Source organism: Janthinobacterium silvisoli, from assembly GCF_014200725.1.
Lineage (GTDB): Bacteria > Pseudomonadota > Gammaproteobacteria > Burkholderiales > Burkholderiaceae_D > Janthinobacterium.
The window spans coordinates 223,355-249,034 of record NZ_JACHCL010000005.1 but is presented as its reverse complement, the minus strand read 5'-3'; the positions used below and the strand labels follow the sequence as shown (position 1 = coordinate 249,034).

Annotated in this window: 24 protein-coding genes; 14 read left to right on the top strand and 10 right to left on the bottom strand. The window is 60.9% G+C overall.

What is annotated here, in order from left to right:
- Positions 1 to 102: 102 nt before the first annotated feature.
- Genes gatB through gatC form a run of 3 tightly spaced genes read right to left on the bottom strand, consistent with a single transcriptional unit; the run spans position 103 to position 3,462 of the window.
- The gene (gene gatB, locus HDE75_RS21515) at positions 103 to 1,650 is read right to left on the bottom strand and encodes an Asp-tRNA(Asn)/Glu-tRNA(Gln) amidotransferase subunit GatB (protein WP_260174250.1); all 1,548 of its coding nucleotides are present in this window, start codon (positions 1,648 to 1,650) and stop codon (positions 103 to 105) included.
- Positions 1,620 to 3,104 (bottom strand): Asp-tRNA(Asn)/Glu-tRNA(Gln) amidotransferase subunit GatA, encoded by a 1,485-nt coding sequence (gatA, locus tag HDE75_RS21510; RefSeq protein WP_183680308.1) that lies wholly within the window; start codon positions 3,102 to 3,104, stop codon positions 1,620 to 1,622. The genes gatB and gatA overlap by 31 nt, the downstream gene beginning before the upstream one ends.
- A 55-nt stretch (positions 3,105 to 3,159) precedes the next feature.
- Positions 3,160 to 3,462 carry an Asp-tRNA(Asn)/Glu-tRNA(Gln) amidotransferase subunit GatC gene (gene gatC, locus HDE75_RS21505; protein WP_183680306.1) on the bottom strand — a complete coding sequence of 101 codons (303 nt, stop codon included), beginning with the start codon at positions 3,460 to 3,462 and terminating at the stop codon, positions 3,160 to 3,162.
- 352 nt (positions 3,463 to 3,814) lie between these two features.
- Between gatC and HDE75_RS21500 the strand changes: the two genes are divergently transcribed.
- The 6 genes from HDE75_RS21500 (at position 3,815) to HDE75_RS21475 (ending at position 10,771) form a co-directional block, all read left to right on the top strand.
- Positions 3,815 to 4,858 (top strand): rod shape-determining protein, encoded by a 1,044-nt coding sequence (locus HDE75_RS21500; RefSeq protein ID WP_010393186.1) that lies wholly within the window; start codon positions 3,815 to 3,817, stop codon positions 4,856 to 4,858.
- 103 nt (positions 4,859 to 4,961) lie between these two features.
- Complete coding sequence (gene mreC / locus HDE75_RS21495; protein WP_183680304.1) at positions 4,962 to 6,023, top strand: rod shape-determining protein MreC; 1,062 nt, start codon at positions 4,962 to 4,964, stop codon at positions 6,021 to 6,023.
- The gene (gene mreD, locus HDE75_RS21490; RefSeq protein WP_183680302.1) at positions 6,020 to 6,532 is read left to right on the top strand and encodes a rod shape-determining protein MreD; all 513 of its coding nucleotides are present in this window, start codon (positions 6,020 to 6,022) and stop codon (positions 6,530 to 6,532) included. Before mreC ends, mreD begins: the two co-directional genes overlap by 4 nt.
- A 14-nt stretch (positions 6,533 to 6,546) precedes the next feature.
- A complete protein-coding gene (gene mrdA / locus HDE75_RS21485) occupies positions 6,547 to 8,517 on the top strand; it encodes a penicillin-binding protein 2 (protein ID WP_183680300.1) in 1,971 nt (656 codons plus the stop codon).
- A gap of 67 nt (positions 8,518 to 8,584) precedes the next feature.
- Positions 8,585 to 9,700 (top strand): rod shape-determining protein RodA, encoded by a 1,116-nt coding sequence (gene rodA, locus HDE75_RS21480; RefSeq protein ID WP_183680298.1) that lies wholly within the window; start codon positions 8,585 to 8,587, stop codon positions 9,698 to 9,700.
- Between the two features lie 30 nt (positions 9,701 to 9,730).
- The gene (locus tag HDE75_RS21475) at positions 9,731 to 10,771 is read left to right on the top strand and encodes a septal ring lytic transglycosylase RlpA family protein (protein ID WP_183680296.1); all 1,041 of its coding nucleotides are present in this window, start codon (positions 9,731 to 9,733) and stop codon (positions 10,769 to 10,771) included.
- Here the strand turns inward: HDE75_RS21475 and HDE75_RS21470 are convergent, their stop codons facing one another.
- The 7 genes from HDE75_RS21470 to argS are packed head-to-tail and all read right to left on the bottom strand — an operon-like array spanning position 10,772 to position 16,975.
- A complete protein-coding gene (locus HDE75_RS21470) occupies positions 10,772 to 11,461 on the bottom strand; it encodes an SPOR domain-containing protein (RefSeq protein WP_183680294.1) in 690 nt (229 codons plus the stop codon). It abuts the gene before it with no gap.
- Positions 11,455 to 12,210 carry a type III pantothenate kinase gene (locus HDE75_RS21465; protein ID WP_183680293.1) on the bottom strand — a complete coding sequence of 252 codons (756 nt, stop codon included), beginning with the start codon at positions 12,208 to 12,210 and terminating at the stop codon, positions 11,455 to 11,457. The genes HDE75_RS21470 and HDE75_RS21465 overlap by 7 nt, the downstream gene beginning before the upstream one ends.
- A gap of 3 nt (positions 12,211 to 12,213) precedes the next feature.
- Complete coding sequence (locus tag HDE75_RS21460; protein ID WP_183680291.1) at positions 12,214 to 13,005, bottom strand: biotin--[acetyl-CoA-carboxylase] ligase; 792 nt, start codon at positions 13,003 to 13,005, stop codon at positions 12,214 to 12,216.
- A gap of 11 nt (positions 13,006 to 13,016) precedes the next feature.
- On the bottom strand, positions 13,017 to 13,808 hold the full coding sequence (locus tag HDE75_RS21455; RefSeq protein ID WP_183680289.1) for an SDR family oxidoreductase: 792 nt from the start codon (positions 13,806 to 13,808) through the stop codon (positions 13,017 to 13,019).
- A 24-nt stretch (positions 13,809 to 13,832) separates the two neighbouring features.
- On the bottom strand, positions 13,833 to 14,504 hold the full coding sequence (locus tag HDE75_RS21450; RefSeq protein WP_183680287.1) for a thiol:disulfide interchange protein DsbA/DsbL: 672 nt from the start codon (positions 14,502 to 14,504) through the stop codon (positions 13,833 to 13,835).
- Positions 14,505 to 14,513: 9 nt separating this feature from the next.
- The gene (locus tag HDE75_RS21445; protein WP_183680285.1) at positions 14,514 to 15,245 is read right to left on the bottom strand and encodes an SPOR domain-containing protein; all 732 of its coding nucleotides are present in this window, start codon (positions 15,243 to 15,245) and stop codon (positions 14,514 to 14,516) included.
- 20 nt (positions 15,246 to 15,265) lie between these two features.
- Positions 15,266 to 16,975 (bottom strand): arginine--tRNA ligase, encoded by a 1,710-nt coding sequence (gene argS, locus HDE75_RS21440; protein ID WP_183680284.1) that lies wholly within the window; start codon positions 16,973 to 16,975, stop codon positions 15,266 to 15,268.
- A gap of 432 nt (positions 16,976 to 17,407) precedes the next feature.
- On the opposite strand from argS, the gene rsmB reads away from it, so the two are divergent.
- The 8 genes from rsmB to HDE75_RS21400 all read left to right on the top strand — a co-directional run bounded on the left by rsmB (position 17,408) and on the right by HDE75_RS21400 (position 25,664).
- Complete coding sequence (gene rsmB, locus HDE75_RS21435) at positions 17,408 to 18,826, top strand: 16S rRNA (cytosine(967)-C(5))-methyltransferase RsmB (protein ID WP_183680282.1); 1,419 nt, start codon at positions 17,408 to 17,410, stop codon at positions 18,824 to 18,826.
- A 97-nt stretch (positions 18,827 to 18,923) separates the two neighbouring features.
- Positions 18,924 to 19,430: a DUF4390 domain-containing protein gene (locus HDE75_RS21430; protein ID WP_260174238.1), complete on the top strand. Its 507-nt coding sequence runs from the start codon at positions 18,924 to 18,926 to the stop codon at positions 19,428 to 19,430.
- Positions 19,430 to 21,703, top strand: coding sequence for a sensor histidine kinase (locus tag HDE75_RS21425; RefSeq protein ID WP_183680280.1), 2,274 nt, complete (start codon positions 19,430 to 19,432; stop codon positions 21,701 to 21,703). Before HDE75_RS21430 ends, HDE75_RS21425 begins: the two co-directional genes overlap by 1 nt.
- Positions 21,704 to 21,816: 113 nt before the next feature.
- Complete coding sequence (locus HDE75_RS21420) at positions 21,817 to 22,539, top strand: response regulator (protein WP_183680278.1); 723 nt, start codon at positions 21,817 to 21,819, stop codon at positions 22,537 to 22,539.
- 30 nt (positions 22,540 to 22,569) lie between these two features.
- A complete protein-coding gene (locus HDE75_RS21415) occupies positions 22,570 to 22,971 on the top strand; it encodes an SRPBCC family protein (protein ID WP_183680276.1) in 402 nt (133 codons plus the stop codon).
- Positions 22,972 to 23,118: 147 nt separating this feature from the next.
- On the top strand, positions 23,119 to 23,376 hold the full coding sequence (locus HDE75_RS21410) for a BTH_I0359 family protein (RefSeq protein WP_183680274.1): 258 nt from the start codon (positions 23,119 to 23,121) through the stop codon (positions 23,374 to 23,376).
- Between the two features lie 87 nt (positions 23,377 to 23,463).
- Entirely contained in the window at positions 23,464 to 24,234 is a 771-nt protein-coding gene (locus HDE75_RS21405) for a class II glutamine amidotransferase (RefSeq protein ID WP_183680272.1), read from the top strand.
- Positions 24,235 to 24,383: 149 nt separating this feature from the next.
- Positions 24,384 to 25,664 (top strand): EAL and HDOD domain-containing protein, encoded by a 1,281-nt coding sequence (locus HDE75_RS21400; protein WP_183680270.1) that lies wholly within the window; start codon positions 24,384 to 24,386, stop codon positions 25,662 to 25,664.
- The last annotated feature ends 16 nt before the right edge of the window (positions 25,665 to 25,680 follow it).

Here is a 25,680-nt window from a genome sequence, read left to right as displayed (position 1 = left end):
AAGTTCCTTTTATTGAAGCATAAAAATTCTAGACAAGCTTGTTTAGATTGCAGACGAAAAAAAAGACGCCATAGCGTCTTTTTTGGGGAGAGGAGGTAGGAATTACCCTGCCAGCTTGGCTTTCAATAGTTCCGTCAGCTGGGCCGGGTTGGCCTTGCCTTTCGAGGCTTTCATGGCCTGGCCGATCAGCGCGTTGATGGCTGCTTCCTTGCCGGCGCGGTACTGCTCGACCGATTTGGCGTTCGCTGCCAGCACTTCGTCGACGATGGCTGCCAAGGCGCCCGAGTCGGAAATCTGCTTCAGGCCCTTGGCATCGATGATGGTGTCGACCAGGTTTTCGTCGCTCGACTTGGCTTCCCACATGCCGGCGAAGACTTCTTTCGCGGCCTTGTTGGAAATCGTGCCGTCGGCAATGCGTTTCAACAGCGCGGCCAGCTGGGCGGCGGAGACGGGCGCGTCATCAAGGTCCACGCCTTCGCGGTTCAGGGTCGACGCCACGTCGCCCATCAGCCAGTTGGCGGCGGCCTTGGCGTTTTCCTTGCCGGCTTTTTCCACTACGGCGATGAAATAGGTCGCCATCGCTTTCGATTGCGTCAGCACCAGCGAGTCGTATTCCGGCAGCGCGTACTCGCTGACGAAGCGCGCGCGCATGGCCGCTGGCAGTTCCGGCATCGAAGCCTTGACCGTGTTGATCCACTCTTGCGAAATCGTCAGCGGCGGCAGGTCAGGATCGGGGAAGTAGCGGTAATCCTGGGCGTCTTCCTTGCTGCGCATTTCGCGCGTTTCCTTGCGGTCCGGGTCGTATAAACGGGTCGCTTGCACGACCTTGCCGCCGTCTTCGATCAGCTCGATCTGGCGGCGCACTTCGACGTGCACGGCTTCTTCAATAAAACGGAAGGAGTTCAGGTTCTTGATTTCGCAGCGGGTACCGAATTCCTTTTGGCCGACCGGGCGCACGGAGACGTTGACGTCGCAGCGGAACGAGCCTTCCTGCATATTGCCGTCGCAAACGCCGAGCCACATGACCAGCGAGTGCAAGGCCTTGGCGTAGGCCACGGCTTCGGCGGCGCTGCGGATTTCCGGTTCCGAGACGATTTCCAGCAGCGGCGTGCCGGCGCGGTTCAAGTCGATGCCGCTCATGCCCGCATAGTCTTCATGCAGCGATTTGCCAGCGTCTTCTTCCAGGTGGGCGCGCGTCAGGTTGACGGTCTTGGTGACGAATTCGCCATCTTTTTCGTAGCCGAAGGTCAGCGCACCGCCGATGACGACCGGATCTTCGAACTGGCTGATCTGGTAGCCTTTCGGCAGGTCAGGGTAAAAATAGTTTTTACGCGCGAAGACCGATTGCGGCGCGACTGTGGCGCCCACGGCCAGGCCGAAGCGGATTGCGCGGTCGACGGCTTGCTTGTTCATTACCGGCAGCACGCCTGGCAGCGCCAGGTCGACCGGGCTGGCCTGGGTGTTGGCGTCGGCGCCGAACTTGATCGGCGAACCGCTAAAAATTTTGGAGTCGGTCGTGAGCTGCACGTGGTTCTCAAGACCGATGACGACTTCCCATTGCATAGTGTTCTCGCTTAGTTTGGTGGCGCCGCCTGGGCGGCGCGAATCTGTTCTTTGTGTTAAACGCTGGCAGGGCTGCGCGTGTGCCAGTCCGTCACTTGCTGGAACTGGTGGGCGACGTTGAGCAGCTTGGCTTCGGCAAAATAATTGCCGATGATTTGTAGGCCCACCGGGCGGGCGCTATTTTTCTCGCCGCTGCCGAAACCGCAAGGAATCGACATACCAGGCAAGCCGGCCAGGCTGGTCGACAGGGTGTAGATGTCGGCCAGGTAGTTGGCGACCGGGTCGTCCGTCTTGTCGCCCAGGTCCCAGGCCACGGTCGGTGCGACCGGTCCCATGATGACGTCGCAGACGGCGTTCGGGCCATTCAGTACAGCCTCAAAGTCTTGCGCGATCAAGCGGCGGATTTTTTGCGCCTTCAGGTAGTAGGCGTCGTAGTAGCCGTGGCACAGCACATAGGTGCCGATCAGGATGCGGCGTTTGACTTCGGCGCCAAAACCTTCGGCGCGGGTCTTCTTGTACATGTCCTGCAAGTCCTTGTACTCGCTGGCGCGGTGGCCGTAGCGCACGCCGTCGTAGCGCGACAGGTTGGACGATGCTTCGGCTGGGGCGATCATGTAGTAGGCAGGGATCGACAGCGCCGTGTTGGGCAGCGAAATGTCGACCAGGGTGGCGCCCAGCTTTTCATATTGCGCCAGCGCGCCGCGCACGGCCGCTTCCACATCCTTGGACAAACCCTCGCCGAAGTACTCGCGCGGCACGCCGATGCGCAGTCCCGTCAATGGTTGATCGAGGTCGCGTGAGAAATCTTCCGCTATGCCGCCTTGCTCCGGCGTCAGACTGGTCGAGTCGCGCTCGTCGAAGCCGGCCATGGCGGTCAGCAGCAGGGCGCAGTCTTCGGCCGAGCGGGCCATCGGGCCGCCTTGGTCCAGCGATGAGGCAAACGCGATCATGCCGAAGCGCGAGACGCGGCCATAGGTCGGTTTGATGCCGGTGATGCCGCAGAAGGCAGCCGGCTGGCGGATCGAGCCGCCCGTATCGGTACCGGTCGCTGCTGGCGTCAGGCCGGCGGCCACGGCAGCAGCCGAACCACCGGACGAGCCGCCAGGCACGGCGTTTTTGTCCCACGGATTTTGCACTGCGCCGAAGGCCGAGTTTTCATTGCCCGAACCCATGGCGAATTCATCGCAATTGACCTTGCCCAGGCTGACCATGCCGGCTGCCTGGAATTTTTCCACCACGGTGGCGTCAAACGGGCTGACGTAATTGCCCAGCATCTTTGAGCCAGCCGTGGTGCGCCAGCCTTTGGTGACAAACAAATCCTTGTGGGCGATCGGCACGCCCGTCAGCGGTGTGGCCGTGCCGTTGGCGATGCGCGCATCGGCCTCAGCGGCCTGGGCCAGGGTCAGCGCACGGTCGACGTGCAAAAAGGCGTTCGAGCTGTCCGCTTCGATGCGGTCGAGGAAATGCGTCGCCAGCGCAACGGCGGAAATTTCCTTGTTCTGCAAAAGCGTGGACAGCTGTTTGATGGATTTTGTATGCATGGCGTTTCTATTTAGTCTATTCGGCGAAGGTGGGTATCGAGGTGCGGCGTATCGATTACTCGATGACTTTCGGTACCAGATACAGGCCGTCTTGCACTTTCGGCGCCACGGTCTGATAGTCGTCGCGGCGGTTCGGTTCGGTGGCCACGTCTTCGCGCAGGCGCAGGGCGATCTTGTCCATGTGGGCGGCCAGCGGATGGCTCAGGGGGGCGACGCCATCCGTATTGACGGCTTGCATTTGTTCTGCCAAGGCAAAAATTTTGTTCAATTGTTCGAGCGACGCCGTCGCCTGCTCGTCGGCCATGTCAAGTTGTGCCAGATGGGCGATGCGTTTTACGTCGGATAGTGTCAGGGACATGTCGAATGGCGCGGAGTGCCGCGCAGATAATATTAAGTTGGCGCTTTGATAAAACGCGGGTATTTACTGCTCTTTTGCTCACAAAAACTCTGGAATGCCGCGTAACTCGCGGCGGCAAGCGTCGCACTTTTCCATGGTTTTTGAGCAAATCGCATTCAAATTATAAGGTAGAATGGCGGGTTAATGCGTTGTCGGCGCTGATGGACTGCTGCCGCAGCATAGAAAAGATTGCGCAAGCGCCAAGTGAAACCCGGAAAAATCGCCTTATCGGATTTTTAAGGGGCCGGAAAGCGCCCGCTTTGAAACTCCCTATAAACAGCTTTTGCGCAGCTCGATGCGCTACAGGACACTCATGTTTGGTTTTTTACGCAGGTATATCTCCACCGATCTGGCCATTGACTTGGGCACGGCCAACACACTGATCTATGTACGCGGCCTGGGCATCGTCCTGGACGAGCCGTCCGTTGTTGCAATCCGTCAAGAAGGCGGTCCGAATGGCAAAAAGACCATTCAGGCAGTCGGCAAGGAAGCCAAGCAGATGCTGGGCAAGGTGCCGGGTAATATCGAAGCCATCCGCCCGATGAAAGACGGCGTGATCGCCGACTTCACCGTGACCGAGCAAATGCTCAAGCAATTCATCCGCATGGTGCACGACTCGAAATTCTTCCGTCCATCGCCACGCATCATCATTTGCGTACCGTGCGGTTCGACCCAGGTTGAACGCCGCGCGATCCGCGAATCGGCACTGGGCGCCGGTGCATCGCAGGTGTACCTGATCGAAGAGCCGATGGCTGCGGCGATCGGCGCCGGCTTGCCGGTGTCGGAAGCGACCGGTTCGATGGTGGTCGACATCGGCGGCGGTACCACCGAAGTGGGCATCATCTCGCTGGGCGGCATGGTCTACAAAGGTTCGGTGCGCGTGGGCGGCGACAAGTTCGACGAAGCGATCGTCAATTACATCCGCCGCAATTACGGCATGCTGATCGGCGAACAAACGGCCGAAGCGATCAAGAAGGCCATCGGTTCGGCTTTCCCTGGTTCGGAAGTGAAGGAAATGGAAGTCAAGGGCCGCAACCTGTCCGAAGGTATTCCGCGCTCGTTCACCATTTCCAGCAACGAGATCCTCGAAGCGCTGACCGACCCGCTGAACAACATCGTCTCGGCCGTGAAGAACGCGCTGGAACAGACGCCGCCGGAACTGGGCGCCGACATCGCCGAAAAAGGCATGATGCTGACCGGTGGTGGCGCCTTGCTGCGCGACCTGGACCGTTTGCTGATGGAAGAAACCGGCCTGCCGGTGCTGGTGGCCGAGGACCCGCTCACCTGCGTGGTGCGCGGTTCCGGGATGGCGCTGGAGCGTATGGACAAGCTCGGCTCGATCTTCTCCTACGAATAATCTGACAGAAGGGCCGGATATGTTTCCGGCCTTTTTTTGGTTTTGGCTCCGGCGTTTGACCGGGGTCCGCACGTTGGCGCACTGCGCCTGATTATTGGATGTCATGGAATACAGTCCTCCGCCACTTTTCAAACAAGGCGCCTCTGCCCGCGTCAAGATGATGGTGTTCGCCGGCATTTCGATCGCCCTGCTGCTGGTCGATTCCCGCATGCACGCCTTGACCGCCGTGCGCCAGGCGGTCGGTACCGCGCTGTATCCGGTACAAATGCTGGCCCTGATGCCGCGCGACGTGGCCCAGGGCGTGGGTAATTATTTTTCTTCGCTGTCCGTGCTGGAAAAACAGGTACGCGACCTGAAACAGGAGCAGATCACTTCGGCGCAGCTGTTGCAGCAGGCGCAGTTGAATCTGGTCGAGAACAACCATTTGCGTAAATTGATGGATGCGCGCGAGCGCGTGCCAGTCAAGACCATGCTGGCCGAAGTGCTGTACGACACGCGCGACGCCGCCACCCGCAAGATCGTGCTCGATCGCGGCACGCAGAATGGCGTCGAACTGGGGCGCCCGGTGATCGACAACCTGGGCGTGGTGGGGCAGGTTACGCGTGTGTTCCCGTTTACGTCGGAAGTGACCTTGCTGACCGATGAAGAGCAGGCGATACCGGTGCAGCTGTTGCGTAATGGCGTGCGCAGCGTGGCCTATGGCCGCGGCAAGTCCGGCACCATGGAATTGCGCTTCACGGCGCCCAGCGCCGACATCCAGATCGGCGACATCGTGATTACCTCTGGCCTCGACGGCCTGTATCCGGCCGGCCTGGCCGTGGCGCGCGTGACTTTGGTCGAGCGCAATGCGCATGGCCCGTTTGGCCGCGTCGTGTGCCAGCCGCTGGCAGGCATCGAACGCAATACCCAGTTGCTGATCCTGATGACGTCGCCGCAGATTGCACCGCGCCCACCGGCGGAAGACATCAAGACGGGCCGCAAGATCGCCGGCAAGATGGCGCCGATCAAGGACAATGCTGCTGCACCCGCAACGGCTGCGGCGCCACCGGCCGCTACGCCGGCCACGACACCGCCCGCATCACAGAAACCAGCGGCACAGAAACCTCAGGCTCCAACGCCAGCACCTGCGCCCGCTACCGCTGCACCGAAAGAAACGACACCATGAACCGCCCGCATTACATCCTGCTGCCGGTCAGCCCCGTGTTTATCGGCTTTTCCCTGCTGTGCGCATTTTTGCTGAACCTGCTGCCCTGGGGGCAGACTGTCGGCGTGCCCGATTTTGTTGCGCTGGTGCTGGTCTTCTGGGGCATCCACCAGCCGCGCAAGGTCGGTATCGGCGTGGCGTTCTTCATGGGCTTGATGATGGACGTGCATGATTCGACCCTGATGGGCGAGAATGCGCTGGCCTACACCCTGCTGTCCTACTTCGCCATCATGATGCACCGCCGCGTGCTGTGGTTCCCCGTCATGACGCAAGCCTTGCACGTGCTGCCGTTGCTGCTGCTGACGCAGCTGCTGCAAATGGTGACGCGCTTGATCGTTTCCGGGCGTTTCCCCGGCTGGCTCAATTTCATCGAGAGCCTGGTGGCCGTGCTCCTGTGGCCTGTGATTACCTGGGTCTTGCTGGCGCCGCAGCGCCGTGCCGTGGACCGCGACCATAACCGGCCGATTTAAGCGCTCACCTCGCCATGACTGAAATCAAGAACACCGAGCGCGAACTGCATTTTTTCCGCATGCGCCTGACCGCGCTGGGCGCGCTCGTCTTCATCTGCTTTTCGCTGCTGCTGGCGCGCTTTATCTGGCTGCAGGTGATCAAGCACGAAGACTATGCGACCAAGGCCGAGGATAACCGCATCTCGGTGGTGCCCATCGTGCCCACGCGTGGCCTGATCCTGGACCGCAATGGCGTGGTCCTGGCGCGTAATTATTCGGCCTATACGCTGGAAATCACGCCGTCGAAACTCAGCGCCAGCCTCGACTCGGTGATCGACGAGTTGTCGACCCTGATCCAGGTGGACATCAAGGACCGCCGCCGCTTCAAGAAACTGCTGGAAGAATCGAAGAACTTCGTCAGCGTGCCGCTGCGCACGCGCCTGACCGATGAGGAAGTGGCCCGTTTCACGGCCCAGCGCTTCCGCTTTCCTGGCGTCGAAGTGCAGGCGCGTTTGTTCCGCCAGTATCCGATGGGCGAGATCGCCTCGCACGTGGTCGGTTTTATCGGCCGCATCAACCGCAATGAATCGAAGGCGCTGGAAGAGGGCGACGACGCCGCCAACTACAATGGCACCGACCATATCGGTAAAGAGGGGCTGGAAAAAAGCTACGAAAAGCAGCTGCACGGCACCACCGGTTATGAAGAGGTGGAAGTGTCGGCCGGTGGGCGCGCCATGCGTACCCTGTCGCGCACGGCGGCCATCCCCGGCAGCAATCTGATCCTGTCGGTCGATATCGAACTGCAAAAGGTACTGGAAGAAGCGTTTGGCGAATGGCGCGGTGCGGCCGTGGCGATCGACCCGGAAACCGGCGATATCCTGGCCTACGTTTCCAAGCCCGGCTACGACCCTAACCTGTTTGTCGACGGCATCGACCAGCAAAGCTGGAATGAATTGAATACCTCGCTGGACCGGCCGATGGTGAACCGGCCGATTTCCGGTACCTACGCGCCTGGCTCGACCTTCAAGCCCTTCATGGCGCTGGCCGCGCTGGAACTGGGCAAGCGCACGCCGAGCCAGTCGATCGTCGACCCTGGTTACTTCATGCTGGGCGGGCATATGTTCCGCGACGATAAAGTGGGCGGCCACGGTATCGTCGACATGCATAAATCCATCGTCGTTTCGTGCAATACCTATTATTACCAGCTGGGCCGCGACATGGGCATCGACGCCATCCACGACTTCATGAAACCGTTTGGTTTCGGCCAGTTGACCGGTATCGACCTGAGTAATGAAAAGACCGGCGTGTTGCCATCGACGGAGTGGAAACGCAACCGCTTCAAGACGGCGGCGCAGAAAAAATGGCAGGGCGGCGACACGATTTCGGTCAGTAACGGCTCGGGCTATAACTCGTACACGCCGCTACAGATCGCCCACGCGGTTGCCAACCTGGCCAACAATGGCGTGGTCATGAAACCCCATCTGGTGAAAATCATCGAAGATGGCGGCACGCATGCGCGCACCCTGACGGTGCCGAAGGAAAGCTACCGCATTGCGCTCAAGCAGGAAAATATCGACATCATCAAGAAGGCCATGGTCGGCGTGACCAGCGAAGCGGGCGGCACGGCAGCGCGCATCTTCGCCGGCGTGCCGTACACGGTGGGTGGCAAGACGGGTACCGCGCAGGTGGTCGGCATCAAGAAAAACGAAAAGTACAACGCCAAGCTGCTGGCTGAACGCCTGCGCGACAACGCCTTGTTCACGGCTTTCGCACCGGCCGACAAGCCGCGCATCGCGATTGCCATCGTGGTGGAAAACGCCGGTTTCGGCGCCGGCGTGGCGGCCCCGATTGCGCGCAAGGCGCTCGATTACTACCTGCTGGGCAAGCGTCCGAGCGACAAGGAAAAAGACAAAACCAAGGTGCCGAAGGAAGACGTCGATGAAGTGCGCACGCTGGAAGAAATCAATGACGAGCAGGCCGCCCCGCCGCCTGCCAGGCAACAATGAAGCGTTTCTCATTACGAGAGGCGCGCGCTATGGCGGCGCGCCAGACCCCAAGGCAATAAGGAAATACATGTCCATTAACGAAAGGCGCTCGCTGTGGCGGCGCGCCAAGCCCTATCTGATGGTGTTCGACCTGCCGCTCATGCTGATCATCCTGATGCTGCTGGCGACCAGTCTCGTGACCCTCTACTCTGCCAGTATCGGCATCCCCGGCAAGATCGAAGACCACCTGCGCAACATCCTGCTATGCTTTTTCGTGATGTGGCTGGCGGCCAATGTCACGCCGCAAATGCTGATGCGCATCGCCGTGCCTGCCTATACGATATCGGTGCTGCTGCTGGTCGCCGTGGCCCTGTTCGGCACCATCAAGCTCGGTGCGCGGCGCTGGCTGCATATCGGCGTGATCGATATCCAGCCATCCGAATTCCTGAAGATTGCTTCGCCGCTGATGCTGGCCTGGTTTTTCCAGCACAGTGCCGGTGCGCTGCGCTGGAAGTCCTTTGTGGCGGCAGCCGTACTGCTGCTGGTGCCGGTCTACCTGATTGCGCGCCAGCCTGACCTGGGCACGGCGCTGCTGGTGGTGGCGGCGGGTTTTGCCGTGATCTTCCTGGCCGGCCTGTCGTGGAAAGTCATGGCCGGTTTGCTGCTGGCCGCAGTCTGCAGCCTGCCTATCGTCTGGTCGCACCTGCACGACTACCAGCGCGACCGCGTGATGATGCTGATCGATCCGACCAAGGACCCGCTGGGTAAAGGCTTCCATATTATCCAGTCCATCATCGCGATTGGCTCGGGCGGCATGACGGGCAAGGGTTGGACGCACGGTACGCAGGCCCACCTGGAATTCGTCCCGGAACGCACGACCGACTTCATTTTCGCCGTGTATTCGGAAGAATTTGGCCTGATCGGCAACCTGATCCTCATGCTGATGTATCTGCTGCTGATAGGACGTTGCATGATGATCGCCGCCAACGCGCCGAGCTTTTTCACGCGTTTGCTGGCCGGCGCCCTGACCATGATTTTCTTCACCTACGCTTTTGTGAACATGGGCATGGTCAGCGGCATCGTACCGGTGGTCGGCGTGCCGCTGCCTTTCCTCAGCTACGGCGGCACCGCGCTGCTGACCCTGGGCGTGGCCGCAGGCATCCTGATGAGCATACAGCGCCACCGCAAGCTGGTGCAGACCTGATGGCCGGCGGGCCGGAAAAACAATAAGGACATGCCTATGAACCGAAGTAATATCCGAAACGCTGCCGCGGTGCTGTCCGTGCTGGTATTGACCGCCTGCGGCACGACGCCGCAAAAGTCGTCCAATGTGCCGCTGCCGCCTGGTGGCGGCAAGGTCAAGGTACCCGTGCGCCAGGACCCCACCTTGCCAGCGCTGCCGGCGGCAGGCTCTGGCCGTGGCGGCTATTACAAGGATGATGGTCCTGGCGACAATCCGCCGCCCAACCTGCGCGACGTGCCCGATGCCGAAGTGCGCAATGAACCTTATTCCACGCGCGCCAACCGTCCGTATGTGGTCTTCGGCAAAACCTATACGCCGATGACCGATAACCAGCCGTTCACACAGCGCGGCATCGGCACCTGGTATGGCAAGAAATTCCATGGCCAGCGCACCTCGTCGGGCGAGATCTACGATATGTACAAGATGACGGCGGCCCATCCGACCCTGCCGATCCCGTCGTATGCGCGCGTGACCAGTACCGAGAGCGGCGAGCAGGTGATCGTGCGTATCAACGACCGTGGCCCGTTCCACGCCACGCGCGTGATCGACGTGTCGTACACGGCGGCGCTGAAACTGGGCTTCCTGGGCAAGGGTAGCCACGAAGTGATCGTCGAACGTTTGCTGCCGGCCGATATCGACGCGATCCTGGCGTCGCGCGCGGCGCCCAAGCCAGCGCCTTTAACGCCGTCGGTGGTGGCCATTTCCATCGATACGCCACCCGAGACGAGCGCCGTGGTGCAGCCGGAAGTGACTGCGCAGGCGGTCGACGCTACCGTCGCTGCGCCCGCACCGGCCGCCTTGGCCAGCGGTTTTTATCTGCAGCTGGGGGCGTATTCGCGCGCCGACAATGCGGAAACGGGCCGCTCGCTGCTGGCGCCGTATGCGTCCAGCCTGGGCAAGCTGGAAGTGGTGCCGGCCGGCCCGCTGTTCCGTTTATACGGCGGACCGTTCGCCAGCCGCGCCGATGCGGCACGGGCGGCGGCCAGCTTGCCGGAATCGGCGGGTGTCAAGCCGATTGTCATTCAACGCTGATTATTTGCAGCTGCGCAGTTCCTGCTCCGGGAACTTCGCCTTGATCTCTACCAGGCGCGCATGCGTGGCCGCATCGAGGTCGCGGAACTGGTAGGACAGCAGCTTGCTGGAACTGTAGCGGGGACCGACGCGGGCGCTGTGCACGCCCCGCTTGTTGAGCGCCGCCAGCTGGCTTTGCGCGCTGTCTTCCGATTTGAATACGCCTAGCGAAATCCCCCAGCGTATGGGGCTGCCTTCGCCCATGACGAAGTAATTCGTGACTCCCAACTGCTTCAATTCGCCGGCCTTGCGGTCGGCGCCTTCCTTGCTGCCTTGCGACGGGATGTACACCATATAGCTGGAAATTTCCTGGCCTGCGACATTGCGGCGCGACTGGCGGTCGCCCAGTGCCAGCGCGTCCAGTTGCGCTTCAAAACGGCGGCCATCGGCCAGCACGAAGTTGCCCACTTCAGTGCAGGCATAGCTTTGCGGTGCGGCCGGTGTAGCAGGTGTTTCTGGCGTGGCGGCAGGCGGCGTGACGATCGCCTGCGCCTGTGCTTCGCTCAGCAGCTTGATCTTGCCGGGCTGGAGCTGGGATTGCAGGCGCGCCGGTTCGCGCGTCTCGCTGCGAAAGCTGCCCAGGTAGCCCTGGCCGATGGCCAGCACCAGCAGGTTGATGGCGGCCAGCAGCCAGAAGACGAATTTCAGCATGCCTGCTCTCCTTGATAGTCTGCCTGCAAGCCCGCCTGCGCGGCCGTTTGCAAACCGATCATGACGATATTGTCCACCAGCTGGAAGACAGTGGAAAGGGCTGAAGCGATGCGCGGCGCCGCGCCGCCCGACAGCAAACAGGCGGTAGCGCCATGCATGCGCACGGCCCGCTCGATGGCGCCCGCCTGCGCGGCCAGGCAGCCGCTGAGGATAGCATCATCGGTATTGTTGGCAAAGCCGTGCGGCGCCTTGTTCCCGTCACCGATCTGCGGCAGTTGCGCCGTGTTGCGGGCCAGCGAACTGGCCATCAAGTCCAGGCCGGGCAAGATCATCCCGCCCAAAAATACACCATCAGCCGTGATGGCGTCGATGGTGGTGGCGGTGCCGCAATTGGCGACGATGACGGCCTGGCCGGGTGCCAGCGCGTAGGCGCCGATGGCGGCGGCAAAACGGTCGCAGCCCAGCTGTGACGGGTCGCGGTAGGCGTTGACGACGCCGGCCAGCTGCGGCAGCGAAGCAAATAGTTGCGCTGCAACGGGCAGCATGGCTTGCAGGCGCGCGGCTATGGCCGCTCCCGCCACATTCGACAGCAGCACTTCCGAGATGTCCAGGTTGGCCCAGGCCGATTGTAATGCGTCGAGCTGCGCGTGCTCCACGGCGCCGCTGGCCAGCCAGGCGCCGGCCGCACTGTCGGCTGAGACCAGGGCCCATTTGATGCGCGTATTGCCGGCGTCGATCAATAGCAGCATGGCTTACTCCTGGCCCAGGCGCAGCGAGATATCGCCGGACATGATCTCGGTTAAACCCGCGTCGGTACGCAGCAGCAAGCGGCCCAGATGGTCGACCCCGCTGGCGATGCCTTGCTGCAGCAGCTGGCCATTATCGAGTATTTTCACATGCTGCCCCTGCCACGCGTGCAGGGCGTTCCAGCGTTCCGTAAATGGCGCGAAGCCGGTGTCGTCGAATTCGGCCAGCACGCCCGCCAGGCGGCTGAGCAGGGCTGCCACCAGGGTGTTGCGCTCCATCTGCGCCAGCCACGGCACGGCCGATACGCTGCGCCCGATCTGCTGTTCCAGCGCGTCGGGCATCAATAGGTTGATGCCGCAGCCGATCACCGCCCACACGCCATCGGGCGTCTGCTGCGATTCGACCAGGATGCCGGCCAGCTTGCTGCCATCCTTCATCAGATCATTCGGCCATTTCAATTGCACCGGTACGCCCAGTGCACACATGGTTTCGGCCAGTGCCACGCCGACGGCCAGCGGCAAGCCAACCAGCTGGTGCAGCGGTCCCTTGAAGCGCCAGGCCAGCGAAAACATCAGGGTGGCGTCGGGCTGCGACAGCCATGGGCGGCCTGCGCGGCCACGGCCAGCCGTTTGCTGGCCGGCGATGCGCAGGGTAGGGCCAGGCAGGCTTGCGCAACGGGCCAGCAGGTCGGCATTGGTGGAGCCGGTTTCATCGACTATTTCGATGGCCACGTGGGAGGCGCCCGTGGCACAATGCGCGCGAATGGCTGCGCTGGTCAGGTCAGTATGCTTGGTCATGGTGTCAGGTATTACTTGCTTGCGCCTGGCGGCTTGCGCGCTTTGTGCGGCGCATTGGCGAAGGCCAGGTCATAGAGGGTATTGGGCAGCGCGCGCAGCAGCTTGGCGACGAGACCCATTTGCCACGGGATCACGCGGTAGCTGTCGCCGTCGGCGATGGCGCGCGCGGCGCGGGCGGCGAATTTTTCAGCCGGCATCAGAAAGGGCATGCGGTAGGCGTTATGGCGCGTCATCGGCGTATCAATATAGCCGGGCGTGATGGTGACCACCTTGACGCCGGCCGGTTTCAATTCCAGGCGCAGCGATTCGCAGTAGCTGATCACGGCCGCCTTCGAGGCGCTGTACGCTTCGGCGCCGGGCAATCCACGAATGCCAGCCACGCTGGCGATGCCGACCAGGCGGCCGCTGCCCTGGGCTTTCATGGCCGCGATAAACGGTGCGAAGGTGGCGACAGTGGCCGTGACGTTAATGGCCATCAGTTTGGCAAACGCGTCCAGGTCTTCCGCGTGTTCGCTCAGGGTGCCGTAGGATACGCCGGCGCTGGCGATGACGACATCGATGCGGCCAGCCGCTTGTAAAAAATCTTCGGCCGCCAGCTTCAGGGCTGGGTGGTCGCAGACATCGACGGCGTAGGCGCGGTGCAGTTCAGGCTGGGGCAGGGTGGAAATCAGATGGGCCAGGCTTTCGCCACGGCGGGCCAGCAAGCCCAGCCGGGCGCCCTGGCGCGCGTACTGCAGCGCCAGGGCGGCGCCCAGTCCGCTCGACGCGCCGGTGATGAATACGCTAAATACGTTATTACGCACGGCGCGCCAGGGTGGTGTGCATGCTTATTTCTTTTCCGCTTTGGCTTTCGCCACCAGGATGTCCATCACGGTCAAGGCCTGGGTGTTCAACTGCTCTTCATTCTTTGCCGTCTTGCTGCCCTGGTCGGCTTGCGACGGCGAGGTGATGTAGCGGCCATCGATGGCGATCATCGGCCAGAAGGTGACGTTATAGGCCTGCATCATGGAGTCGGCATGGCGGATGCGGCCCGAGATACCCATCGAGCGGTACGTGTCGATGAATTTCTGGCGGTCGACACCCTGCTTGGTGATGAAGTCGAACACGGCTTCATCGGTGTTCAGGCGGTTGCGCTCCACGTGCATGGCCTGGAAAACCTTGGCATGCAGCTTGTCGACCAGGCCCATGGCTTGCAGGGTGAAGAACAAACGCTGTTGCGGCGCGACGCTTTCATCGCGCGACACGTGCACGCGCTTGAAGACGATATTGTCGCCCTGTTTCTTGACCCATGCCGACAGTTGCGGTTCGAGCGCATTGCAATGTGGGCAGTAGTAGGCGAAAAACTCCGTGACTTCGACCTTCTTGCCCGCATCCGTTGGCTGTGGCGTGGCCAGGGTTTCATACTCGACGCCGTTTTTTGGATCGGCCGGCGAGGCATGGGCACCCAGAGCGGCGCTGCACAGGGCGGCGGCGAGCAAGACTTTATTCAGAAAACGCATGCTGATTCCTTATTTTTGGTTACGGACGACGGCGACATCGACGCCGTTTTCAGAGAGCTTGGTGCGCGCGCGGTTCATTGCATCGACCTGGTTGAAGGGCCCGATGCGTACGCGGTGCAGCACGCCGTTATCGGTGCTGCGGTCGCTGATGGCCGCTTCAAAGCCCAGCAAGGCCAGTTTGCCGCGCGTGCTTTCGGCGTCTGCCATGTTCTGGAAGGCGCCAGCCTGCAGATAATAAATCCATTTGTCGCTGGCTGCATCGGCTGCCTTGGACTCGGTCTTCACATCGGCCTTGGCCTGCTGCGCCGGGGCGGCGGCCGGCGTTTTCGGCGCCGGCTTGTCTTTCAGTGTGCCGATCAGTTCCTGCAGCGGATCGGCCGGCGGCGCCTTGGGTACCGGCGCTGCCGGCGTCACAACGGCTGGCGTGGCGGTCTGCGTACCGGGCGTGGACAGTTCGCGTGGCTCTTTCGAGAAATCGCGCGCCGCCTCCTTGGCTGCTTCCTTGTTGCCGTACATCGGCTTGTTCGGGTCGGCGATCTGACCAGCTGTCGGCTCGGCCGATTTACCGGCCTTGCCGCCCGACTTGTCGGTGAAGGGCGAAGCGCCCTTGGTGATCATCAGGGCGACCACCACGGCGATACCCAGGCCGACGACCAGGCCGATGATGATGCCGACCAGGGTATTGCCCCGCTGGCGACGGGCAGGAGAAAAACGGGAAGCACAAGGAGAGGCGTGGTTCATTGGCGGTTAGACTTTCGCGATTACATTTTGGTTGGCGCGGATACGCCGATCAGTGCCAGGCCGTTGCGCAGCACCTGGCGTGCAGCCACCACTAGCGCCAGGCGGGCCAGTTTGACGGCTTCATCTTCGACCAGCACTTTTTCGGCGAAGTAGAAGCTGTGCAGGTTGGCGGCCAGGTCGCGCAGGTAGAACGCCACCTGGTGCGGCCCCAGTTCGCTTTGCGCGCGGGCCAGCATTTCCGGGTAGGAGGCCAGGGTCGCCAGCAAGGTCGCTTCGGTCGGCGCCGTCAATGCAGACAGGTCGGCACCGGTAATGGTGCTTTCATCGCCGCCCCAGTTTTCCAGGATGCGGCAGATGCGCGCATGCGCGTACTGCACGTAATACACCGGGTTTTCATCGGTGGTTTTCAGGGCCACGTCGACGTCGAACACGAATTCGGTGTCAGCCTTGCGCGAGATCAGGAAGAAGCGCACTGCGTCGCGGCCCTTGGCGATATCGCCGCCGCCCGACCATTCGATCAGGTCGCGCACGGTGACGTAGGAGCCGGCGCGCTTGGAGATTTTCACTTCTTCGCCGTCTTTCATCACGGTGACCATCTTGTGCAGCACGTAGTCTGGGTAGCCTTGCGGAATGCCCATGTCGAGCGCTTGCAGGCCGGCGCGCACGCGGGCGATGGTGCCGTGGTGGTCGCTGCCCTGGATGTTGATGGCCTGGTGGTAGCCGCGCTGCCATTTCACCAGGTGGTAAGCCACGTCCGGCACGAAATAGGTGTAGCCGCCGTCGGTCTTGCGCATCACGCGGTCCTTGTCGTCGCCATAGTCGGTGGTGCGCAGCCACAGCGCGCCATCCTGCTCGTAGGTGTGGCCGGCCTTGACCAGGTTTTCCACGGCGGCGTTGACCTTGCCATCGGCGTACAGCGAAGACTCCAGGTAGTAATTGTCGAACTTCACGCCGAAGGCCTGCAGGTCGATGTCCTGTTCGTTGCGCAGGTAAGTGACGGCGAACGGGCGGATCGAATCGATATCGTCCACGTTGCCATTGGCCGTGGCGGGCAAGCCATCGCTGGCCGATACGGTCTTGCCGGCCTTGAAGTCTTCGGCGATCTCGGCGATGTAGTCGCCGTTGTAGGCTGACTCTGGCCATTCGGCGTCGCCGGGCTTGAAGCCGCGCGCGCGCGCCTGCACGGAATTGGCCAGGGTCTGGATCTGCACGCCGGCGTCGTTATAGTAAAACTCGCGCGTCACTTGATAGCCTTGCGCGTCGAACAGCGACGACAGCGCGTCGCCCAGGGCTGCCTGGCGGCCGTGGCCCACATGCAGCGGTCCGGTTGGATTGGCCGAGACGAATTCCAGGATGACTTGCTTGCCTGCGCCTGCCGTGCTGCGGCCATAGCGATCGCCTTCAGCCAAAATGGTCTTGACCACGGCTTGCTTGGCGGCGGCGCAGACGCGCACGTTGATGAAGCCGGGACCGGCGATTTCCACCGCTTCGATCAAGCCTTTGCCGGCCGGATTGGCCAGCACGGCGTTGACGATGGTTTGTGCCAGTTCGCGCGGATTCTGTTTCAGCTGCTTGGCCAGTTGCATGGCGATATTGCAGGCGGCGTCGCCATGCGATGCATCGCGGGGTCGCTCGAGCACCACGATTGGCGTCAGCGAGGTGCCGGCCAGGACGGGAGCGAGGGCGGCCTGGAACAGGGCGATGATTTCTTGTTTCTGTTGGGCGAGCATGAGCAGGATGGCGGCGGAACCGCGTTAAGAATGAATAGAATGAATAAGGATGTAGCAACAAGGTGCAACAAAAGCAAACGGACGGCTGGCATGCGCCGCCGCCCGGACAGCTTAATTATACTGGTTTGCTGTCAGGAACAATACGCAAGCGCATGGCGCCCGTGTGCTGGTGTTTTTCACTATCTTATCAGAGCGGCATGCTGGCATCGACATTGCTTGTTTGGCATTTTTTCTATTTGACAGCGATGCGAGAAAACATCATCGCTTGTTGTTCTGCTTGTATATATGCAGTTTTTTGCCGCAAATTACCCGGATCGCTGCAATCGTCTGGTTCAGAGCGCGCCACAAACGCTACAATCGACCCTTTATTGATGACGCGCGGCCGCGAGTGCCACCATGCTGCCCGCCGCGCGTAGCCACACCGGATACTCTATGATCAAGCGCCCCACGCTGAAACTGAAAACCAAGCCGGCGCCAGGCCCGGCGACGGCGCCGAAATTGCGCCCCAGCTACCATCCCGATTTGAAACCCGTCTTGCAGCCTGGCTTCCAGCCTGATCTGCGCGCCGATTCGCTGGCATTTTGCCTGCTGGGCGCCGCCAATGCGGTGGCGCAAGTGCGCACCGGCACCGCCTTGCCGCAAGCGCTGGCCAAGGTGTTTACGCAATCGAACGCCAGCCCGCAGGCGCGCGGCGCGATCCAGGATATTTCCTACCGTACCATGCGTCAGCTGGGCCGCAGCGAAACGCTGGTCGGCTTGATGACGTCCAAGGCGCCTGAGCCGCCGATGCTGGCCGCGTTGCTGTGCTGTGCACTGTCCTTGATGTCGCCCGAGCCGGGCGAGCAGCCGTATGAAGAATTCACGGTGGTGGACCAGGCCGTCACGGTGGCCACGTCGCATCCGGACCTGGCGCACGCCAAGGGTATGGTCAATGCGGTGCTGCGTCGTTTCTTGCGTGAACGCAAGTCCTTGCTGGAAGCAGCCTTGCAGCAACCGTTGGCACAATGGAACTATCCGCAGTGGTGGATCGATTCCTTGCGCCTGGCGTACCCACGCGATTGGCAAGCAATTTTGACCGCAGGCAATGCTGCGCCACCACTGACCTTACGTGTGAACCGCCGCAAGAGCACGGTGGAAGCGTATCTGGCCGTGCTGGCTGAGGCCGGCATCGCGGCGCGCCAGGTGGGGCCGTTTGCCGTGCGCCTGGAAAAACCGATCGGCGTGCACCTGATCCCCGGCTTTGAGCAAGGCCATGTGTCGGTGCAGGATGCCGGCGCGCAACTGGCTGCTCCCTTGCTGGACTTGCAAGATGGCATGCGCGTGCTGGACGCCTGCGCGGCGCCGGGCGGCAAGACTTGCCATATCCTGGAGATGGCTGACGTGCAAGTGACCGCCATCGACGCGGACGCCAAGCGCTTGCCGCGCATCGCCGAAAACCTTGAACGGCTGGGCTTGACTGCGACCTTGAAGGCGCAGGATGCGCAATCAAACGCGTGGTGGGATGGCCAGCAATACGACCGCATTCTAGCCGACGTACCGTGCACCGCGTCCGGTATCGTGCGCCGCCATCCCGATATCCGTTGGCTGCGCCGCAAGGGTGACGCGTTCCAACTTGCAACACTTTCATCGAAAATCCTGGACAACCTGTGGCAGATGCTGCGCCCCGATGGTAAATTGCTGTTCGTGACTTGCTCTTTGTGGCCGCAAGAGTCCGAAGCGCAAGCGGCGGCCTTTGCGGTACGTAATAATGCGACCCGTTTGACAGCCCCTGGCCAGCTCTTGCCCACCGGCAGCGCGGAACAGGACCATGACGGTTTGTTCTATGCGCTATTCCAAAAAAATGCGGCTTGAACGATACGTCGATTTTTTTCCTACGGACTACACCGGCACACTTGTGACAAAACGACTCTTCCGACTCCTGGCCTTGCTGCTGATGCTGGCATGTCTGATGCCACGTGCGCATGCCGCGGATGTGGTTGAGATCACGCGCGCCTATATCGAGTCCGGTGAAGATGGTTACAAGCTGGCTGCCGCCTATTCCTTTGATCTGAATCACGATCTGGATGACGCCGTGCAGCATGGTGTGCCGCTGTTTTTCACCACGGAAATCGAGCTGACCCGGCCCCGCTGGTACTGGTTCGATGAAAAAGCCATCGTGGCGCGCCAGACCAGCCGGCTGTCGTATAACGTGCTGACCCGGCAATACCACGTCTCCATCGGCGGCTTGCAGCAAAGCTTCCCCAGTCTCGATGATGCGCTATTCCTGATCCGGCGGCCCAGCCGCTGGCTGGTGGCGCCGCGCGGTGCGCTGAAGCCGGGGCAGACGTATAACGTCACTTTGCGCATGGGCATGGACCGTGACTACCTGCCCAAGCCGATCCAGGTCAACGCCTTCAATAATAGCGACTGGCGTCTGGCGTCGAATAAAAAAACCTTCTTGTATACGGCGGAGTAGTGACACAAGCATTGCGCTATCTGCTGGTGGTGGGCGGCGGCATTGTCAGTATCCTGCTCTTCCTGCTGGCGTCCGCCTCGGACAATTCCGGCTTCTTTGACCGTTATTATTCCTGGCTGCTGGGCTTGAACGCGGCGGTGGCTGTGTCGTTGCTGACCCTGGTCGGCATTTCGCTGGGCCGTTTGTATGCCCGCTACAAGAGCGGCAAGTTCGGCTCCAAGCTGATGGCGCGCCTGGTGATGCTGTTCGCCATCGTCGGCATCTTGCCCGGCCTGGTGATTTTCTTCGTGTCGGTGCAATTCGTTTCCCATTCGATCGAATCATGGTTCAACGTCAAGATTGAGTCGGCCTTGTTTTCTGGCGTGGAACTGGGACGCGAGGCGCTCGATACGGCGCTGGTGGAACTGGACAAGCGCGGCCACAAGGTGGTCGAGGAACTGGCGGGCGATCCGGCCGCCGTGCCTGTTGTGCTGACCAGCCTGCTACGCGAAGAGGGCATGCAAAATGTCATGCTGGTCAGCGGCGATGGCGTGCTGATGGCCAGCGCTGGCCCGCACAGCGAGGCGGACTTGCCGACGCCGGCCATGCTGGCGCAGGCAGCCTTGCCGGCTGGCTATGCGTCCGCCGAGGGCGGCCTGGAATTGCATGATGAAAGCATGGAACCTGGCCCCACGCGGCCGCCGCCGACAGCCATGGATGCGGCCGCCAGCCTGCGCCTGCGCGTGCTGGTGGCTGTGCCGGGGCCATCCGTATCGCCGCGTTATCTGCAATTGTTGCAATCGGTGCCGCCCAAGCTGGCCACGAACGGCGAAATGCTGCGCGCCGCCTACAGCGAATACAAGGAACGGTTCGTCGCGCGCGTGGGACTGCGCAAGATGTATATCGAAATCCTCACCCTGACCTTGCTGCTGGCTATTTTTGGCGCCATCGGCAGTGCCTTCCTGATCGCCGGCAAGCTGGCCCAGCCTTTGCTGCTGCTGGCCGAAGGCACGCGCGCCGTGGCCGAAGGCGATCTGTCGCCGCGCCCCATCGTCGCCACCAAGGATGAACTGGGCACCCTGACGCAGTCGTTCAACATCATGACGCGCCAGTTGCTCGATGCCCGCACCTCGGTCGAAAGCAACCGCGCCGCGCTGCAAAATGCCAAGGCCCACCTGGAATCGGTGCTGGCCAATATGTCGGCAGGTGTGATGGTGCTCGATGGCGACTTCAAACTGGTGACCTGCAATGAGTCGGTCGAGCGCATCTTGCAGCATTCGGGCATCAGCATGGTGGGCTTGCCACTGGCAAGTATTGCTGGAATGGAAGTGTTTGGCGAAGCCATCATTAACGCCTTCACGGCGCAGAGCGCGCAATCGGCCTCGGGCCGCAATTTGCAGCGCCTGCACTGGCAGCAGCAGATTGAAATTCCGCGCCGCATGGGCAGCACCACCGATGAGCACGATATCACCCTGCTGGCGCGCGGTTCGCGTTTGCCGCTGGAATCGGGTAGCGGCTATATCGTCGTCTTTGATGATATTTCGGACGTGATTTCCGCCCAGCGTTCGATCGCCTGGGGCGAGGTGGCGCGCCGCCTGGCGCATGAAATCAAGAATCCGCTGACGCCGATCCAGCTGTCGGCCGAGCGCCTGCAGATGAAACTGGAAGGCAAGCTGGAGCAGCCCGATGCCGATTTGCTGGGCCGCGCCACCAGCACCATCGTCAAGCAGGTCGATGCGATGAAGCGCATGGTCGACGATTTCCGCGACTATGCGCGCACGCCGCCTGCCGTACTGGCGCCGCTGCACTTGAATGAATTGATCGAAGAAATCCTGAACCTGTATTTGCGTGGCGATGATGGCGATATCATCCACCCGCAACTGGCGCCGAATCTGCCGCTGGTGATGGGCGATCCCACGCAATTGCGCCAGGTAATCCACAATTTGCTGCAGAATGCACAGGACGCCATGGCGGAGTTGCCACCGCACTCCCCACATCCCCGCATTGACGTGAGGACGGAAGCAATTCATTATCGCAGTGCGGACGGCGGCGTCAATATCGCCGTGCGCCTGGCAATCACCGACAATGGACTGGGTTTTGCGCCGAAGATCCTGGCGCGCGCCTTCGAGCCTTACGTCACGTCGAAGGCGCGTGGCACGGGTCTGGGCCTGGCGATGGTGAAAAAAATCATCGATGAGCATGGGGGGCGCATCGATATCGAGAATCGCGAGGACGGCAATGGCGCTTCCGTGGTCATTTTGCTGTTAAAGTTAGCTCCCGACACCCCGGCCTAGCATTTGCTGTACGGGAAGTCTGGTTTAGTATTTAAAACACTAATAAAATCATAGCTGTCCGCCGTGCGCCTGTTGTGTGCGGGGGGCGGCGAAATGAGGAAGGCAATACACGAATGGCAAACATACTCGTAGTGGATGATGAAATGGGTATCCGTGAGTTGCTCTCGGAGATACTGGGCGACGAAGGACATGCGATCCAGCTGGCCGAGAATGCGCAGCAGGCGCGCGAGGCCCGTGCGGCCGGTGCACCCGACCTGGTGTTGCTGGACATCTGGATGCCCGATACCGATGGCGTCACCTTGCTCAAGGAGTGGCAGCGCGATGGCTTGCTGACCATGCCCGTGATCATGATGTCGGGCCATGCCACCATCGATACCGCCGTCGAAGCGACACGCATCGGTGCGCTCAACTTCCTGGAAAAACCGATTGCCCTGCAAAAGCTGCTGAAAGCAGTCCAGCAAGGCTTGACGCGGGCCCAGGAAACCGTCCGTGCCCCGAGCGTTGCGCCACGTCCCGCCATACCGGCGCCGGTCGAGGAAAGCAGCCACCACCCAGCGCCCAGTTTTGGCGGCAGTGCGCCACAGCAAATGATGGTGCGTCCTGGCATCGCAGCGCCGGTGGCCGCAGAAGGCCATGGCTATAATCTGTCGTTTGACCTGCCCTTGCGTGAAGCGCGTGACGCCTTCGAGCGCATGTATTTCGAGCACCATCTGGGCCGTGAAGGCGGCAGCATGACGCGCGTGGCGGAAAAAACGGGCCTGGAGCGTACCCATTTGTACCGCAAGCTGAAACAGCTGGGCGTAGAACCGGGCAAGCTGGCCAAGAAAAACCTGTGACTCATGTTGTGATAAACGGTGTGATTCACATTGAGTAATCTCCCCCAGCGCGCCACGCGGCTGACCCTGGTCAGCGGCGGGCGCGCCATTGAGCGCGAGGCCGCCATTGCGCAAGCCTGGATGCCCGAAGAAGCCACCGCAGTCATCCTGGAAGGCATGGCGACTGGTAACTCGATACTGGCCGACCTGGCCGAGCAAATTTCTCCTTCTTCATCGTTACCCTTGCAACTGTTGCGTATTGCACCAGGCTGTTTGTGCTGCAGCGGCAATCTGGTATTGCGTGTAACATTGAATCGTCTCCTGCGCCATCCACCTTCGCGCCTGTTCATCAGCCTGGCAGACGCCACGCATATCGAACAATTGCGCACCTGGCTGTCCGCCAGTCCCTACGACGTCTGGCTGGCGCTGGAGCAAGATCTGCTACTGACATAAACCGTTGCTCATTACTTTGATCGTTCTTGCATCTCGTTACAAAATGTGACCCGTAGAGATGGGTGTGGCGCTTGAAATGGCGCCGGGTGGACCCCACCTCAGTTCTGAAACCGCAGGAGTTTCTCCTGCTTGAGCGAAGGACGCAAAATGAACCTGATCTATAACAGCGAGCAATATAGCGTCGTCGAATTCGGCGCCGACCGGGAGCTTGAAGCCTTGCGTTTTGGCGGTTATGAAATCGTCGACAAGGGCGGCAAGCGCGAAACCTTTATCGCCGGCGTGCTGGCGCAAAACTTCCGCCGCGATGTCACGGAACTGATCGCCAGCGAGCCCAGCATGGAAGAGATCGATGAATTCCTGGGCAGCTACGACTCCCTGATGAGCCAGCCCGTGCTGCTGCACTAAGGTGACGTTGTTTGATGGCGATCGCCACCATACCAATTGGCAAGCGGGCATGGTATGGTGGTGGCGTTACCTCGCTGCAAACAGACCATGTGCCAACTCCTAGCAATGAATTGCAATGTCCCTACCGACATTGTGTTTAGTTTTACCGGCTTCGCCATGCGTGGCGGCCAGACCGATACCCACCATGACGGCTGGGGCATCGCTTTTTTCGAAGGCGCCGGCGTGCGCCATTTTGTCGACCACCAGGCAGCCATCGCCTCGCCGGTGGCTGAACTGATCAAACGCTATCCCATCAAGTCACGCAATGTCATCGCGCATATCCGCAAGGCTACGCAAGGCCAGGTGGCGCTTGAAAATTGCCATCCTTTCGTGCGCGAACTGTGGGGCCGCTACTGGGTGTTCGCCCATAATGGCGACCTGAAAGATTTTAATCCCGTGCTGACGGGCAGCTACCGCCCCGTCGGCTGCACCGATAGCGAACGGGCTTTTTGCTATCTGCTGCAAGAACTGCACGCGCGCTTTGGCGATGCCCCGCCAGATTTGCCGCAGCTGCACACGGCACTGGCCGAGCTGCTACCTGGCATCGCTGCCCATGGCACCTTCAATATGATGTTGTCCAGCGGCGAAGCGCTGTTTGCCCATTGCTCTACCAGCTTGCACTATCTGGTGCGACAGCATCCGTTTCCCACTGCTAAACTATCTGACAATGATTTGAGCGTGGACTTTTCCCAGGTCACCACGCCACAGGACCGGGTCGCCGTCATTGTTACCCAGCCTTTGACCACCAATGAGTCATGGACGGCATTTGCGCCGGGCGAATTGAAGTTATTTGTCGATGGGGCAGTACAGGAGCGGTGATCCGCATAATTTGTTGACGACAATAGTAGCAATTGCTGCCAAAATACATCCGAAACAAATAAATTCCGGTAAAGTATTGTCAATATTGAACCTAGATGCGGGCGCATGAGGCAAGGCCGGCGTCACTCGACGTGATTGATGACTAATTAATGATCGATATTTCCAGCAACGATATTTCTCCCAAGCCCTTGCGTGTACGCGAGTTTTATTTGGGCCGCCAACCGATACTGGACCGTAACCAGGCCCTGTTCGGTTATGAGTTGCTATTCCGCAACGCCCCGGTCGGTCCTGCCAATATTAGCAGCGACCTGTCCGCCACCGCTGCCGTGATCGCGCATGCCTCGCAGCTGGGCATGGAAAAGGTCATCGGCGATGCACTCGGTTTCGTGAATGTCGATGCCGATGTGATCATGAGCGATATCTTTGTTTTCCTGCCGCGCGAAAAAGTAGTGCTGGAAATCGTCGAGTCGATGACGGTGACGCCGGAACTGCGCACGCGCATCAGCGAGCTGGTGGGCCACGGCTACACCTTTGCGCTGGAAAATGTGGTCTCGGACACGAATCAGGTGCAGCAATTGCTGCCGCTGGTGGACTACGTGAAGATGGACATGCGCACCGTTGACCCGCAAGTGCTGGCCAGCCTGGCGCCCCGCTTCAAGCAGGAACAGAAAAAGCTGGTGGCCGAAAAGGTTGAAACGCGCGAAGAATTCAAGACGGGCCTGGACCTGGGCTTCGATTATTTCCAAGGCTATTATTTCGCCAAGCCCGCCATTATCACTGGTAAAAAACTGTCGCCGTCACAATTGGCCGTGATGGAGCTGATGACCCTGGTCACCTCCGACGCCGACAATATGGATATCGAGCGCGCCATCAAGCGCGACGTCTCGCTGGCCCTGAATCTGTTGCGTTTGGTCAATACGCCAGCCGTGGGCGCGCGCCAGCGCATCGATTCGCTGAGCCAGGCTGTCACCGTGCTGGGCCGCCGCCAACTGCAGCGCTGGCTGCAAATCATGCTGTACGCTGAGCCAAGCAAGCGCGGCCATAGCATGACGCCACTGCTGATGCTGGCCACCACGCGCGGCCGTCTGCTGGAATTGCTGGCCCACAAGCTACGTCCCAACCACGCGCACTCTGCCGACATCGCCTTTACGGTCGGCATCATGTCGCTGATGGATACCCTGTTCGGCGTGCCGATGTCGGAAATCCTTTCCCAGATCGAAGTGATAGAGGAAGTGGGCGAAGCCTTGCTGTCGCGCAGTGGTTTCTATGGCGACCTACTGCGCCTGGCCGAATGCATCGAGCGCATCGAAGACCTGGAAGGCGAAATCGTGCCGACCCTGCGCGACCTGGCGATGTCGCCGGACGACCTGGTCGAACTGGAAATGGCTGCCTACGAATGGAGCGATAACGTCGTCAGATACGCTCTCTGAGGGCGTTCGTAATATG

Coding starts and splice junctions, on each gene's coding strand:
- argS (WP_183680284.1), bottom strand. CDS start 16,975: ATGCTCGCCCAACAGAAACAAGAAATCATCGCCCTGTTCCAGGCCGCC.
- HDE75_RS21470 (WP_183680294.1), bottom strand. CDS start 11,461: ATGCTGAAATTCGTCTTCTGGCTGCTGGCCGCCATCAACCTGCTGGTG.
- HDE75_RS21500 (WP_010393186.1), top strand. CDS start 3,815: ATGTTTGGTTTTTTACGCAGGTATATCTCCACCGATCTGGCCATTGAC.
- rsmB (WP_183680282.1), top strand. CDS start 17,408: ATGATCAAGCGCCCCACGCTGAAACTGAAAACCAAGCCGGCGCCAGGC.
- gatA (WP_183680308.1), bottom strand. CDS start 3,104: ATGCATACAAAATCCATCAAACAGCTGTCCACGCTTTTGCAGAACAAG.
- HDE75_RS21410 (WP_183680274.1), top strand. CDS start 23,119: ATGAACCTGATCTATAACAGCGAGCAATATAGCGTCGTCGAATTCGGC.
- HDE75_RS21460 (WP_183680291.1), bottom strand. CDS start 13,005: ATGACCAAGCATACTGACCTGACCAGCGCAGCCATTCGCGCGCATTGT.
- mreD (WP_183680302.1), top strand. CDS start 6,020: ATGAACCGCCCGCATTACATCCTGCTGCCGGTCAGCCCCGTGTTTATC.
- HDE75_RS21475 (WP_183680296.1), top strand. CDS start 9,731: ATGCCTATGAACCGAAGTAATATCCGAAACGCTGCCGCGGTGCTGTCC.
- mrdA (WP_183680300.1), top strand. CDS start 6,547: ATGACTGAAATCAAGAACACCGAGCGCGAACTGCATTTTTTCCGCATG.
- gatC (WP_183680306.1), bottom strand. CDS start 3,462: ATGTCCCTGACACTATCCGACGTAAAACGCATCGCCCATCTGGCACAA.
- HDE75_RS21430 (WP_260174238.1), top strand. CDS start 18,924: ATGCCACGTGCGCATGCCGCGGATGTGGTTGAGATCACGCGCGCCTAT.
- HDE75_RS21445 (WP_183680285.1), bottom strand. CDS start 15,245: ATGAACCACGCCTCTCCTTGTGCTTCCCGTTTTTCTCCTGCCCGTCGC.
- rodA (WP_183680298.1), top strand. CDS start 8,585: ATGTCCATTAACGAAAGGCGCTCGCTGTGGCGGCGCGCCAAGCCCTAT.
- mreC (WP_183680304.1), top strand. CDS start 4,962: ATGGAATACAGTCCTCCGCCACTTTTCAAACAAGGCGCCTCTGCCCGC.
- HDE75_RS21465 (WP_183680293.1), bottom strand. CDS start 12,210: ATGCTGCTATTGATCGACGCCGGCAATACGCGCATCAAATGGGCCCTG.
- HDE75_RS21420 (WP_183680278.1), top strand. CDS start 21,817: ATGGCAAACATACTCGTAGTGGATGATGAAATGGGTATCCGTGAGTTG.
- HDE75_RS21400 (WP_183680270.1), top strand. CDS start 24,384: ATGATCGATATTTCCAGCAACGATATTTCTCCCAAGCCCTTGCGTGTA.
- HDE75_RS21450 (WP_183680287.1), bottom strand. CDS start 14,504: ATGCGTTTTCTGAATAAAGTCTTGCTCGCCGCCGCCCTGTGCAGCGCC.
- HDE75_RS21405 (WP_183680272.1), top strand. CDS start 23,464: ATGTGCCAACTCCTAGCAATGAATTGCAATGTCCCTACCGACATTGTG.